Below are 14,180 nucleotides of genomic sequence, written 5' to 3' on the forward strand. Positions count from 1 at the left end.
AGACTGCCGTCCTTTTGCGTCACCAAGTAATCAAGTACACTGTTGCTATGGGGAAACTACCGTCGAACATAGCACACGCCCTTAAGAGAGACTTGACCGAAGAGACGCGGACTTTTGCTCAATGCTTCTGCGCCCTCGGCCTGCTCGTGTTCAGCAACTGGTCGCTCAACAACCACCTCTTCCCCCTCTACGATGTCCATCTCTCGTCGATTCGGGAGTTATGCACCTCGGTAAATGGCATCGCGCTTGTTTTCATCGCCATCACCTCGGTATGGCGGCCCCGCATACTGAAGGCCCGCTTTTTCCTGTTTGCGGCTATAGCAGGATCGACGCTCGGGCCGATAGCGATCTATGCCGGAAACATGCTCGGATCGCTGCCCGTTTTGACCGCCGGGGCATGCGCCACGTCTATCGCAAGAGGCATCTGCACGATCTTCGTCGGGCTGCTGCTCTGCAAGCTGAACGACAAAAGAGCCCTCGCGTGCATCGTTTTAGCGGAACTCGGAGCCACGGCGGCGAGTCTAGTTTTTCCTACGGGTTATTCCACGATCATGCTCGTGATGCACGTGGCATGCCTTATCGCCATCATGGGTCTTTCGTATCCCGCTGCCCAGCACGTACTCGTCAAGCTCGGAGAGAAGCCATCCCCGCATGACGAGGCTATTACGCAACCATCTTCGTACGTGCCGTTCAATCACCAGATATTCATGTGCTTTCTTCTCTTTAGGATCGTATACGGCTTCATGCTCACATTCGGCGAAATAGGCGGCATACCCGCGAACTCGCTGTGGAGCCTTGTCATATTCGCCGTAGCCTTCGCGTTTATCGTGGGAAAGGCGGGATGGATTACCGCCGATCGCCTCTTCCGCATCGCTCTGCTGCTTTCCATCGCAGGGTTTCTCCTGGTTCCCGCCTCGCAGCTCGTCCGCTTCTCGGTACCCAATGGCCTCATCAGTTCCGGCATAGCGGTGTTCGAAGTTTTTAACTGGATAGTCCTTTGCTCCCTCGCCCGGCGAAACACCCACGGAGCGGTATCGGTATTCGCTTGGGGTTTCGCACTTAATGCCATTGGCGTGATTATCGGAGCCAATGCGGGGAGATTCACGAACCAGTATTGGCACAACGATTCCCAAATCGTCATTATCGTCGTTGCCGTAATAACGTTTGCACTCGTTGCCTACGTTATCGTTGTACTCAGAGATTTTAGCTTTGACAAGGCAATTTCTGAAGTACACGAAAACGTTGCACCGAAAACAACGCTTGAAGCCGACAGCGTCACCGAAAGCACCATCTACGAACGATGCGAAACGCTAGCTCGTGAATACTCGCTTACAAAGCGGGAAGAGGAGGTTCTCAAACTGCTGGCGCGCGGACGAACGGGTGTTTTCATACAATCAGAACTGTGCGTTTCTTACAACACCATCAAAGCCCATGTCAAACATATTTATACAAAACTCGATGTGCACACCCATCAAGAGCTCATCGACCTTGTGGAATCTCTCTCGTGAAGGCTCTGCCAAAACGTGCGTATGCGAATTTCGGCCGCTGCGAACCGGCAAAGGATCGCAGCGGCCCATCCGCAATGGATGTTTAATCTTCTCCGAGCTTCGTGCCGCAGATATAGCCAGAGGTGATCGTATTGGCCATGGCAACGCCCGATCCGACGTACGTGTCGTTGTACAGGCAAGAACCCGCTTCGTTTCCGACGGCGTACAGACCCTTCACGGGCAAGCGATCGTAGTCCAGCACCTGATAGTCGGTGTTGGTCAGCAAGCCTCCCCACGAACCAAGGCTGTTCTCTTCCGAAATGATGATGTAGTACGGACCCTCCCCGTAAGCGATGAGGTTCGCAGCCGATTTTCCAAACTGCGAATCGATGCCGGTTTCGCAGTACTCATCGTAGCGGGCCATCTGATCCAGGAAGATATCGGGGTCCATGCCAGCGGCCTCGGCCAACTCTTGCGGAGTGTCGCCCTTGTAGCCGGCTCCCTTCTCAACCATCTTGTCCAGCACATCGGCGATGCCCTCCCAGGGGGTGTCGAGCTCGAACTTGGGCTTGTACGCCGGAGGAAGTCCAGGGCTCTTTTCCACACCAAGCCCCGCAAGACCCTGGCTCTCGAGGGTGTCCATGATTGACTTCGAAACGACCACATAATGGAAAGACCCTTGGTATGCGCTCGAGTTTGCCGAGTCGCAGGCGCTCAAAACCAGTTCCTCGTTGCGAAACCGTGCGCCCGTCGCCCCAACGTTAAGCACCTGTGCAACATAGCAGAGAATCATGGGGTACTTCGCAGGGAAGTCATCGAAATCGTCTTTGATCTCGTCCGTTGCGCGGGCGAGCGTTTGGTGCAGCATCTGGCCGCCGAAGTTCTGCGGTTTCTGGGCACCCGCCTTCCAGGCCATTTCGAGCCCCTCGCCGATATTTTGGGGAAGCCCCCCGAGCACGCCGTCGAAACGAAAGACCGTCTTCACCATCTCCCGATTGCCCGCGTATCCGCCCGTGGCGATTACGACGGATCCAGCATTGATCTGGATGCCCTTGCCATCCTTGTCTACGACGATGGCGCCGGTGACGGCTCCGTTCTCGTCAACGACGAGCTGCTTGCCAGTCGCCTCGGTCAAAACCTCTCCGCTCGGCGCCACGAACTTCTCAAGCGCCGCAAGGAACAGGCCCTCGCGAGCATCGTAGTCGGGAAGCTTCACCATAGTCGGCCCCATCCACGGCTGGAACTCCCAGCCGTTGCCGCTCATCCAGTCGATGGCTTCGCCTACCGTACCCAAGAGTTGCTGAATCGAAGCCGCGTCGACACGCCAATGAGAATCCTTCACCCACTCGTTGACGATGGGAAGGATGTCGGTTTCGACGCCAGCCTCCTTGGCGTACTTGCTGTTGTAGGCAACCGGCCCCGACGATTTGTTGCTTGCGCCGCCGATCGTCTGCGTCTTTTCGACCAGAATGACGCGCTTGCCGAGCTCGCCCGCCCTGATCGCGGTATTGGCACCCGAACATCCACCTCCGATTACGAGGATGTCGCACTCCTTCGTCTCTTCGACTGCAATGTCTTCAGACGTGTTGCCCGGCAGCGTCGAAGCAATGTCGACGTTGAGGGACCGGGCCCAATCCTGCACGCCCTCGCTTTCCGGTTCGGCTTTCCCAGCAGAGGTGCCTTGCGCAGCGCAGCCGCTCAAGCCCAAAACCGTTGCAGCTCCCATCGTTGCGGATCCTGCGAGAAACGCACGACGGGATATCCTTCCGTTTTTCATAGCTCATCCTCTCTTCCTGCATGCGATCCGTTTCCGCACGCATCCCTTAGCAGCGTCGATTCGACGGCGCCGCTTGAGCCCATTGTTCAAAACATGCTGGTTTTCGGATAGACCCACGAAGGGTGGTATTGCGGTTTTGCCATTTCATTGCCGTTGTCTTGTGTGCTATGGTGAAAAAACCTTGCACGATCAGGCGCACACAAGAGGGACCATGGACATCGTTCGATCTCGAACATACGCATCTGCTTGCTCCGTCATCGGATTCGGATGCCTGTACGTCATATTCGTTGCGTGTTTCTTCCCCCTCACCCTCATGCCCGACGCCGATCAGTCGACCTACCGTCTCTTCAATCAAGCACTGTACCTATCGTCGGCAATCGCCGCCTTCGCCTACGCGGGCGCCGCGGCACGATGCAGCGAAAGGACGACTTCGGGAATCGCCCTGTTTGGCTACGCGGCTTTATCTGCGGGATTGGCCGCAACGGGGATGCAGCTGGGAACGCACGCCGAGCCGCTTACGATATGCGCAGGTATCGGATGCGGAGCCGGCCTCTCCCTTTCGCTCGTATCGTGGTTCGAAACGATAAGCAGCTTTCAAGAAAGAAAGGGCGCGCTGATCTTCGGATGGCAGGCCTTCCTCGGATCATCAGTTTTCGCAATCGTCGCCCTTCTGAACAAGGCATTCACCAATGAAGCCGCCTTGGCCCTGTGCCTCGTTTCGGCAGTGCTTTACCTGGCTCTCCGCGCAGCGCCTTCGCAATCGAATGCAAACGTGACGCTCGCCTCGTTTCACTCGGGTATCGAGGTGCTGCGCCATCGGAAAGTGCTCTCCCGCGTTCTCTTCGGTCCCGCCGTCGGATTCTGTCTCATAGTGTTCATATACGGGATAGCCGAAGCGATTGCCATGGGCCACGACGGTTCCCCTTACGGGGAGGTCGTCTCCTACCTTGGAGCGCCCATCGGCTCGGCGGTGTTCCTCGTATGGACCTACGCGAGCAAAAGCAGAAACTACGGGCTGACCATCAAGTCCATATTCCTAATTCTGCTCACCGTATTCTGGATTCCCGCGTTCGACACCATCGTCTTGGTGCTAAGCGCTGGGTTTCAGCTGAGTCTTCTCCTGCTCTGCTCGCTGCTCCTCGACGAACTGTTAAGCCAACGACGGGTGGCCATGGTGCTCGTATCGCTCGGCTACGCATGCATGCGGATGCTCTTCCTCGTCGGTTTGTACGTTCCCGGGATGTTCGGCGTTCCTTCGTATAGCAGATACTTCGAATCGACTTCTCTTCTTATGTTTCTGATCTACCTGGTGTTCGCTGTTGCCCTTATTCTGACCTGGAGAGATCGGAAGGTGGACCAATCTGCGTCCACCGACATACCCGATGCCGACATTGCAGCGGAAAATACGGGCGGCGAAGCGAAGGGATCGCCCGCCGACAAATCCGAGGCGCTCTTTTCGATCGCTCAGCAATACGGCCTTACCCGACGGGAAACCGAAATACTGGGCCTTTACTCCAAGGGGCGCGACATCAACTACATGTGCGAAAACCTCTATCTGTCGCGCAACACGGTCAAAGGGCACCTTAAGCGAATTTATTCGAAACTGGATATCCATTCGAAACAGGAGCTGATAGACATCGTCGAAGCCGCTCGGGCCAAGGAACAACCTCTGTAGAAAACGTATATGATAAAATCCCCTCACGGAACCATTCGGAATCGGACGCCGCATCGGCGCATCTCGACCGTTCGACGCATGAAGGTTACCATTATAGTACGGACCTCGTTTCGGCAGCGAGACGGTGGTACAGTATTTCTGGTATGCGGTTTTTCTGGGAAAACAACCGTTTTTCATGCAAGGAGACTTACTGGGAGCACATACATGGCTGGTTTCAGCATAACCATAGCAGGAGATTCGGCGCTCAATCTCGAGTTCGCCGATACCATCACGCCCGAAACCAGCACTATGATCCGTATCGCAGCCCAGAGCCTTACCGAAGACCCCATCGAGGGGATCATCGAGCTGGTGCCGACGTTCTGCTCGCTCATGGTGTACTACAATCCGCTCGTAATCACGTTCGACGAACTGTCGTATCGGCTGCGCGGGAAGCTGCGCGGACTCGATTCGGCCGATGTATTCGTGAAGAAGATCGTGCAGATACCGGTATGCTACGGCGGCGAGTACGGCCCCGACATCAAAACGGTGGCCGACCATGCGCATCTGAGCGTCGAGGAGGTCATCGACATTCATTCCTCGAAGGACTACCTCATCGACATGCTCGGGTTCCTGCCGGGATTCGCCTATCTGGGCGGGCTCGACAAGCGCATCCATACCCCGCGCCTCGCCACTCCGCGCACGCTCATCGAAGCGGGATCGGTCGGCATCGGCGGTGCGCAAACGGGCATCTACCCCCTGCCCTCCCCGGGCGGCTGGCAGATCATCGGCCGCACGCCGATCCGTCCGTACGATCCCGATCGCGAGGAGCCGATCCTCTATGCCGCAGGCGAGTACCTTCGCTTCGTGCCGATCACGCCCGACGAGTACAGCGCCACAGAAACGCAGCTTTCGGCGAACGCCTACGAATACCAGATCATACTTGAGGGGATGTAGGATGGGCATCGTCGTTAAAAAACCGGGCGTCCTCACGACCATTCAGGATGCAGGCCGTATCGGATACATGGGAAGCGGTTTCGCACCGAGCGGCGTCATGGACCGTCGCGCGTTCATCATCGCGAATCTGCTCGTCGAAAACGATCCCAACACCTGCGCCATCGAGTTTGCGCTCGCCGGCCCTACGTTGCGCTTCACCACGAGCACGTTCATCGCCATCACCGGGGGTGATTTTTCGCCTACGCTCGACGGCAAGCCCGTGCCGATGTATTCCGCCCTCATGGTCAAGCGCGGATCGATTCTGCGCTTCGGCGCCCCGCGCACCGGGGCTTACGGCTACGTGGCCGTCGCAGGCGGGTCGGTGCGCGTTCCCGAAGTGATGGGCAGCAGGTCAACGAGCCTCAAGCTCGGCATCGGCGGATGGCGCGGTCGCAGCCTCCAACTCGGCGACTACCTGCCGTTCATGACCAAGAACCTCGACTTCCTTCCCAATCTCGGATCGCACCGTATCGAATACGATACAACCTACGGTTTCGGCAGCGAAGAAACCGTCGTACGCGTGGTTCCGGGGCCGCAAGAGAACATGTTCACCGAACGGGGCATCGAAACGTTTTACAACCAGGTGTACGAGGCTACCGCGAAGTGCGACCGGATGGGATACCGGCTCGACGGGCCTGAAATAGAGACGAAACACGGCTCGGATATCATATCCGACGGCATTGCATTCGGTGCGATTCAGGTTCCCTCGCACGGACGACCCATCATCATGCTCGCCGATCGCCAAACTACGGGAGGCTATGCCAAAATCGGCACCATCGCCTCGGTCGACATCCCCAAACTCGTGCAGTGTCGCCCAGGAAGCAGAATACGCTTTACGCCCATCACGGTGCAGGAGGCGCAAACCCTGTACCGCGAGGAGTACCAGTATTTCAAGGGACTCGCGAAAATCGTGAGAAGACCCTGCGCCGACGGCATCTCGCCACGGCGCACCGCGCGCAGGCTCAGACCCATCCTCGAAGAGCAGGCGCGCCGCAATCAGGCTGAAAAGCTTTGGATAGATCGCTCTTAGCAACCGCAGGACGAGAAGCACTACATAAGGAGACCAGCGTGGATACCAAAACCATCGAAGAATTGATCGCCATTATGGACAAAGCCGAGCTCACCGCTCTGCGCGTCGACGACGGCGAAACGAAAATCGAACTCGAGCGCAGCCACAGCTCGTTTTCTCCGACCGCGCTTCCCCTCATGGCCGAGCGGGTCAGCGCGCTTTTGGCGGGCAAGGACGAGAGCAACGACGCCGCGGCCGCAGACCAAACCGAAGACGATTCGTCGGTTCTCGTACGCAGCCCCACCGTCGGCATGTTCTACGTTGCCCCGAGTCCCGACGAGGACCCGTTCGTCAAAACAGGTCAAGAGGTGCTTTCGGGCCAGACGCTTGCCGTCGTGGAGGCAATGAAGATGATGAACGAGATCACCGCACCCGTTCCGGGCATCGTGATCGAGGTGCTCGCGGGCAACGGAGCCCAAGTCGAATACGACCAACCGCTGTTCCGCATCGCCACCAGCGACATGGCGCAGTAGACGCGTCGGATTGCGAGGGCACATGTTCGAGAAGATCCTCATAGCGAACCGCGGCGAGATAGCCGTTCGCATCATCCGCGCCTGCCGCGCCATGGGCATCAAAACCGTTGCGGTGTACTCGACTGCCGACAACCATGCGCTGCACACCTATCTTGCCGACGAGAGCATCTGCATCGGGCCGCCGCTTGCCCGCGACAGCTATCTCAACATCGCTTCGATTATCGCGGCCGCCAAGGGCACCCACGCCGAAGCGATCCATCCCGGCTACGGTTTTCTTTCCGAGAACTCGACCTTCGCCAAACTCTGCCGCGACAACGGCATCGTGTTTATCGGGCCATCGCCTGAGGTCATCGACCGCATGGGCAACAAGAGCCAGGCCCGCAAGACCATGATGGACGCGGGCATCCCCGTCGTGCCGGGCACGCGCAATCCCATCCATTCCCCCGAAGACGGCCTGCGGCTCGGTCGGGATATCGGTTGGCCCATCATGATCAAGGCAAGCGCGGGAGGCGGCGGCAAAGGCATGCGCGTGAGCACCTGCGAAGACGATTTCATCGAAATGTTCAGCATCGCGCAGCGCGAAAGCATGAACGCGTTCGGCGACAACAGCATGTACCTTGAGCGATGCATTATAAACCCGCGTCACGTCGAAGTGCAGATCATCGGCGACACGTTCGGCAACATCGTTTCACTTGGCGAGCGCGATTGCTCGGTGCAGCGCAACCACCAGAAAATGGTCGAGGAGAGCCCGTCGCCGTTCGTCGATGACGAGCTTCGCGCCGCCATGAACGAAGCGGCCGCACGTGCGGCTCAGGCGGTCGGCTATACGTCTGCCGGAACGGTCGAATTCCTGCTCGACGGGGATCGCAACTTCTACTTCATGGAAATGAATACGCGCATTCAGGTGGAGCACCCCGTAACCGAAATGGTCACGCGAACCGACCTCATCGAAGAGATGATAGCCGTCGCTGCAGGCGAGCCCTTGAGCTTTACGCAGGACGACATCGATCCGAGGGGGCACGCCATCGAGTGCCGGGTCAACGCCGAAGAGCCCGCTCGAGGCTTCCTTCCCTCGCCCGGCACCATCTCGCAGATGCATCTGCCCGGCGGCAACGGGGTGCGCGTCGACACGGCAGCGTACGACGGGTTCCAAATCACCCCGTATTACGACTCGATGATTGCCAAGATCATCGTGCACGGACGCAACCGCACCGAGGCAATCGCGAAGATGCGCACCGCGCTTGAGGAGATGGTGGTGGTCGGCGTGAAGACCAACCTCGATTTCCAGTACGCCATCATGGAGAACGAAACGTTCGCCGCAGGCAACGCCGATACGAGTTTCATTGAACGGTTTCTGAAAGGCGAAGTGTAAACGCGAAGCCCGCAACCGCGCACAGCGCAGGATCCGAACATGCAACGAAGGAGTCATTCATGAGCACTGCTTTAGCCAAACCAGAAGGCGTGAGCGCCGACGTATGGGAGCGCATGCTTTCCGCAACGCCCGTCGAAGCGCGCCGCCTCATCCGCTCGGGCGCCTACGACGCTCCGACAAGCGGACTTTGCCCCGGATACGCTCAAGCGAACCTCATCATCCTGCCCAAAGAGCAAGCGTACGACTTTCTCCTATTCGCCCAGCGCAACCCCAAGCCGTGCCCGCTGCTCGAGGTAACCGAGGTGGGCGCACGCGAAGCCACGATCTGCGCGACCGACTGCGACATCGCAACCGACTTCCCGAAATACCGCATCTACCGCCACGGCGAGCTGGTCGAAGAGGTTGCAGACGTTTCCGCCTACTGGCGCGACGACCTCGTCTCGTTCGTGATCGGCTGTTCGTTCTCGTTCGAATCGGAGCTGGTCGAAGCGGGCATCGAAATGCGGCACAACACGATGGGCCGCAACGTTTCGATGTACCTCACCGGCGTCGACTGCGTACCGGCCGGCTCCATGAGCGGCAAGATGGTCATGTCGATGCGCCCCATCCCCCACGATCAAATCGTGAAGGCCGTCCAACTCTCCGGTGCGATCCCCAAGGTGCACGGCGCGCCCCTGCACATCGGCGATCCCGCGGCCATCGGCGTGAAGGACATCGCGCATCCCGAGTTCGGCGATCCCGTCGACATCCGCGAGGGCGAAGTGCCCGTGTTCTGGGCGTGCGGCGTCACGCCGCAATCGATCGTCATGAACTCGAAGCCCGAATTCGCCATCACCCACGCACCGGGCTGCATGCTCATCACCGACACGAAGAACATCGATCTGAAGGAATAGCGGCCACGGCGTGCGGCTCAGCGTATGCATGAGCCGCCTATTCGACCGACGAACCACCGAGAGGAACCAGGATGAACACCGTCGATCTCAACTGCGATCTGGGAGAAAGCTTCGGCCGATACACGCTCGGCCTCGATGCGGAGGTCATTCCGCTCGTCTCGAGCTGTAATATTGCATGCGGCATGCATGCAGGCGATCCGGCTGTGATGGAAAAAACCGTCGCGCTGGCAGCAGAAGCGGGCGTCGCTATCGGCGCGCATCCGGGATACCCCGACCTACAGGGCTTCGGGCGGCGCGACCTCAATCTCTCGCCCGAGGAGGCATACGCCTTCACGGTCTACCAGATCGGCGCGCTCGCGGGGTTCTGCGCCGCCCGCAACGTCGAACTCAACCACGTGAAGCCCCACGGCCAGCTGTACAACCGAGCAGCCGTCGATCCCGAGCTTGCGGCGGCGATCGCCCGCGCAGTGCGCGATGTCGATCCCGAACTCGTGCTCGTCGGCCTCGCAAACAGCGAGCTTATCGCCGCCGGCGGACAAGCCGGCCTCGCTGTTGCGCAGGAGTTCTTCACCGATCGCAACTACACCGACGAGGGCCTGCTCGCCTCGCGCACGCGGCCCGACGCGCTCATCACCGACGAGGAATTCGCCGTTACGCGCGTCGTGCGCGTGGTGAAAGAGGGTACGATCGAAAGCGTAAGCGGCAAAACCATCGAAATCCAAGCAGACACCATCTGCGTGCACGGCGACAACTCCCACGCCCTCGAGTTCGTGCGGCGCATCAGAACCGCACTCGTTGCCGAGGGGATCGCCGTCGAGCCGATAGCGTAAGAAAGCTCGCCGAGCGGCGACGAAGCGGACGGATCGCCATACGTGCGCTGCGGCCGCTTCGCTCGAAAAGCGCGGTACGCTCAAGCGTACTTCGCCGCCCTACCCCGCCCGATGCGCTCGAATGGCATCCAGAAACGCGCTTCCGTAGCGCTCGGCCTTCACCTGGCCGACACCGGAAACGGCAAGCAGCTCCTCGATGCTCGCGGGCATCTTCTCGCACATATCGGAGAGCGTTGCGTTCGAGAACACGATGTATGCGGGAACGCCCGCCTCCGACGCAAGTTCGAACCGCACGGTTTTGAGTTTTTCGAAAAGCTCCGAATCGGCCGAGCCAGAACCCGGCGAACGGCGCCTTGAGCGTGCGCCCGTATCGGGGAGTTCCTCCTTCGGTAGCCGCTTCGGCACCTTGATCTCGAGCGCTTTGCGATCCCGCAAAAACGCCGCACCCCGCTCGGTTGCCTCGATAACCGGATAGCTGCCGTCTGTTTGAGCGAGCAGCCCCTCGGCCACAAGCGCATCGAGCACGTAGCGGATGCGCTTCGAGGGAACCTCGTCCATGATGCCGTACGTGGTCAGGCTATCGTAGCCCTGTGCGAAGATCTTTTCGGCTTTCGAACCGCGCAGGATGTCGACGATGAGCGCTTTGCCCGCTTGGCGATTGCGTTGCCCCAGGCGAAGCACGCATGAGAGGATCTTCTGCGCCTCAACCGTCACGTCCTCGACAGCATAATCGGTTGAGCAGTTCGAACAGTGCTCGCAGCGAAACGGTGCTTCGGTCTGCCCGAAATAGCGCAGGATGAACGAGCGAAGGCAGTCGGTCGATGTGCTGTAGAACACCATCTGGCGCAGGCGCTCGCAATCTCGTTCGTACAGGGTGTGCGACCGTTCCTCGTCGCCTTCGCTTTGGCGCTGCTCGTATCCCTTGTCGATAAGGAACTGGCAGGTCTGCACGTCTTTCTTGTTATAGATGAGGATGCAATCGGCAGGGCTTCCGTCACGGCCCGCGCGGCCCGCCTCCTGATAATAGCTCTCCACGTCGGACGGCATGTTGTAGTGGATGACGAAGCTCACGTTCGATTTGTCGATGCCCATACCGAACGCGTTGGTGGCCACCATGAGGGGTTTGCGATCGAACAGGAAATCCTCTTGGTTCGCATGCCTCTCTGCGGCGGAGAGCCCCGCATGGTAGCGCGTCGCCTCGAATCCGCCCTCGCACAACAGATCGCAGACATCTTCGACCGCCTGCCTCGTCGAGCAGTACACGATACCCGCCTGCCCCGAGCGCTCGCGCACAAGGCGCAGCAAGCACGCGCGCTTTGCTTTCGGATCGGGGCGTTCGACTCCGAAGTAGAGGTTCGGGCGATCGAAGCCCGAAACGAGCGAGAAGGGGTCGATGAGCCCGAGCGCGTGGGCGATATCCTTCTGCACCTCGGGCGTCGCCGTTGCCGTGAGCGCGCAGACGGGCGGGCGGTTCGGCAAGCTCCCGATGAACGCGGCTATCCCCAAATAGCTCGGCCGGAAATCCTGCCCCCACTGCGATACGCAATGGGCCTCGTCTACCGCCACCAGCGATATTTTCGTCGTTTTGCACAACGAGAGAAACCGCGGGGCGTCGAGACGCTCGGGTGCCACATAGAGAAGCTTGCACGATCCCGAAGCGGCGTATTCGAGCACCTCCGCCTGTTCGGCCGGAGAGATCGAGCTATTGAGGAACGCCGCCCGAACCCCCGCTTGGGTCAGAGCGTTCACCTGATCTTTCATGAGCGAAATGAGCGGGGACACGACGATGGCGAGCCCCTCGGAAACAATCGCCGGCACCTGGTATACGAGCGATTTGCCGGCACCCGTCGGCATAACGGCCAAAACGTCGCGGTCGTCGAGCACCTGCTCGATAAGCTCGCGTTGATTCGCCCTGAAATCCGCATGGCCGAAATAGTCTTTGAGTGCCTTGGTCGCCTGTTCGAGCATAGAGTCGCAGCTTTCCGTCATCCGTCTGGCCCTCGGGCCCCGTATCGATCGATTTCATTATGGCATGATCCGAAACGACACGCAGTAATGCATTCGGAAGAACCTTTTTAGCCCAAAACCAACGTTTATCCGAACCCGTCTCTCCCCTCGTCCGTTACGTGAACATACTATCTTGCATTTTCGGGTAAAATCAATTCGTAACGCGTTGCCCATGCGTTTCGCCTTGGTTAATTCTCGAAAAGAGCGGACATCGAAGCGCTTGGCATGGAGACAATGCATAGGGGATCTACCAAACGCATCACTCGAAAAGGAGGTTACATGAGCTCATCATTGGTTCAGCGCCTGAAGAGCATCGGCCCCGGCGCGCTCGTGGCCGCCGGCTTCATCGGACCCGGCACCGTCACAACCTGCACCGTATCCGGCGCTAACTACGGCTACACAATGCTGTGGGCGCTGCTGTTCGCAACGGTCGCGACCATCATCTTCCAGGAGATGGCGGCACGCATCGGCATCGTCAGCCAAAAGGGCCTCGGTGAAAACATCCGCGATCGCATTCCCAACAAAGCGTTGATGTGGATTGCTATAGTGGTTGTTCTCATCGCCATCTTCGTTGGCAACATCGCCTACGAAACGGGCAACATCACAGGCGGCATTCTGGGCATTCAGGCGTTCGCGCCCGACATCCCGATGATTCCCATCGTTATCGTGCTCGGCATTGCCGCATTTGCCGCCATGTGGATCGGCAGCTATAAGGTCGTCGAGGTCATCCTTACTGCCATCGTCGTGTTCATGGGCGTTGTATTCGCCGTCACGGCATTCGCGTCGAATCCCGACTGGGGCGCGGTCGCCCACGGCCTGTTTGTACCCGCATTGCCAGCCGAGGGATCTGCCGGCATCCTGACTGCCGTCGGCCTCATCGGCACGACCATTGTGCCTTACAACCTGTTCTTGCACGCTTCCGGTGCCGGCGAGCGCTGGAAGGATCCCGAGAAGGTTTCCGATGCGCGCCTCGACGCCGTGATCTCCATCGGCCTCGGCGGCATCATCTCGATGGCCATTCTCATCTGCGCCGCAGCCAATATTTACGGCACGGGCGTCACCGTGACCAACGGCAAGGATATGGCGCTTGCACTGCAACCGCTGCTCGGCTCGTGGGCAACGTGGATGATCGGCCTCGGCCTTCTGGCCGCCGGTTTCTCTTCGGCCATCACCGCGTCGCTTTCCGCCGCCTATGCCGTCAACGGCGTGCTCGGCTGGAAGAAAACGCTCAAAGACATCAAGTTCAAGGTCATCTGGATGATCGTGCTTCTGGCGGGCTGCATCATGGCTTGCGTGCTGGGGCACAGCCCGACCGAGCTTATCCTGGTTGCTCAGGCAGCAAACGCCATTCTGCTGCCGTTCATCGCGTTCTTCGTTCTGTACTGCGCAAACGGCAAGGACCTCGGCAAATGGAGGAACCACCTGTTCGCCAATATCGCCGGCGTGGTAATCATCGTAATCACGCTGTTCATGTGCTGGCGCAACATGTCGAGCTTCATCAGCTCGCTCACCGCCCTCATCGGCGGATAGTCAAGCACGCTGAAAGCCGTCTGATTTTTGGAGCGCACCCGAGGGTGCGCTTCTTTTATACTCTATTTTCCCAGTTCAAACGCATGTCAAAGACT

11 protein-coding genes are annotated in these 14,180 nt (G+C 59.0%); 9 read left to right on the forward strand and 2 right to left on the reverse strand.

What is annotated here, in order from left to right; genetic code table 11:
- Positions 1 to 92 precede the first annotated feature (92 nt).
- Complete coding sequence (locus MWL89_RS14855; protein WP_180995288.1) at positions 93 to 1,508, forward strand: response regulator transcription factor; 1,416 nt, start codon at positions 93 to 95, stop codon at positions 1,506 to 1,508.
- A gap of 82 nt (positions 1,509 to 1,590) precedes the next feature.
- On the opposite strand, the gene MWL89_RS14860 is transcribed toward MWL89_RS14855, so the two are convergent.
- Positions 1,591 to 3,264 carry an FAD-dependent oxidoreductase gene (locus MWL89_RS14860; RefSeq protein WP_244387072.1) on the reverse strand — a complete coding sequence of 558 codons (1,674 nt, stop codon included), beginning with the start codon at positions 3,262 to 3,264 and terminating at the stop codon, positions 1,591 to 1,593.
- A gap of 211 nt (positions 3,265 to 3,475) precedes the next feature.
- Here MWL89_RS14860 and MWL89_RS14865 point away from each other — a divergent pair, with 211 nt between their 5' ends.
- The 7 genes from MWL89_RS14865 to MWL89_RS14895 all read left to right on the forward strand — a co-directional run bounded on the left by MWL89_RS14865 (position 3,476) and on the right by MWL89_RS14895 (position 10,548).
- The gene (locus MWL89_RS14865) at positions 3,476 to 4,939 is read left to right on the forward strand and encodes a response regulator transcription factor (protein ID WP_244387073.1); all 1,464 of its coding nucleotides are present in this window, start codon (positions 3,476 to 3,478) and stop codon (positions 4,937 to 4,939) included.
- Positions 4,940 to 5,143: 204 nt separating this feature from the next.
- Complete coding sequence (gene pxpB / locus MWL89_RS14870; RefSeq protein ID WP_244387074.1) at positions 5,144 to 5,872, forward strand: 5-oxoprolinase subunit PxpB; 729 nt, start codon at positions 5,144 to 5,146, stop codon at positions 5,870 to 5,872.
- A gap of 1 nt (position 5,873) precedes the next feature.
- On the forward strand, positions 5,874 to 6,941 hold the full coding sequence (locus MWL89_RS14875; protein ID WP_244387075.1) for a 5-oxoprolinase subunit C family protein: 1,068 nt from the start codon (positions 5,874 to 5,876) through the stop codon (positions 6,939 to 6,941).
- Between the two features lie 38 nt (positions 6,942 to 6,979).
- Positions 6,980 to 7,453 carry an acetyl-CoA carboxylase biotin carboxyl carrier protein gene (gene accB, locus MWL89_RS14880; protein ID WP_102380112.1) on the forward strand — a complete coding sequence of 158 codons (474 nt, stop codon included), beginning with the start codon at positions 6,980 to 6,982 and terminating at the stop codon, positions 7,451 to 7,453.
- A gap of 22 nt (positions 7,454 to 7,475) precedes the next feature.
- Positions 7,476 to 8,825, forward strand: coding sequence for an acetyl-CoA carboxylase biotin carboxylase subunit (gene accC / locus MWL89_RS14885; RefSeq protein WP_244387076.1), 1,350 nt, complete (start codon positions 7,476 to 7,478; stop codon positions 8,823 to 8,825).
- A gap of 59 nt (positions 8,826 to 8,884) precedes the next feature.
- The gene (locus MWL89_RS14890) at positions 8,885 to 9,718 is read left to right on the forward strand and encodes a putative hydro-lyase (RefSeq protein WP_244387078.1); all 834 of its coding nucleotides are present in this window, start codon (positions 8,885 to 8,887) and stop codon (positions 9,716 to 9,718) included.
- Positions 9,719 to 9,789: 71 nt separating this feature from the next.
- Entirely contained in the window at positions 9,790 to 10,548 is a 759-nt protein-coding gene (locus MWL89_RS14895) for a LamB/YcsF family protein (RefSeq protein WP_244387080.1), read from the forward strand.
- Positions 10,549 to 10,647: 99 nt separating this feature from the next.
- On the opposite strand, the gene recQ is transcribed toward MWL89_RS14895, so the two are convergent.
- Positions 10,648 to 12,537: a DNA helicase RecQ gene (recQ, locus tag MWL89_RS14900; RefSeq protein ID WP_244387082.1), complete on the reverse strand. Its 1,890-nt coding sequence runs from the start codon at positions 12,535 to 12,537 to the stop codon at positions 10,648 to 10,650.
- A gap of 297 nt (positions 12,538 to 12,834) precedes the next feature.
- On the opposite strand from recQ, the gene MWL89_RS14905 reads away from it, so the two are divergent.
- Entirely contained in the window at positions 12,835 to 14,085 is a 1,251-nt protein-coding gene (locus MWL89_RS14905; protein WP_244387084.1) for an Nramp family divalent metal transporter, read from the forward strand.
- The last annotated feature ends 95 nt before the right edge of the window (positions 14,086 to 14,180 follow it).

Source organism: Raoultibacter timonensis (assembly GCF_022845715.1).
GTDB classification, from domain to species: domain Bacteria; phylum Actinomycetota; class Coriobacteriia; order Coriobacteriales; family Eggerthellaceae; genus Raoultibacter; species Raoultibacter timonensis.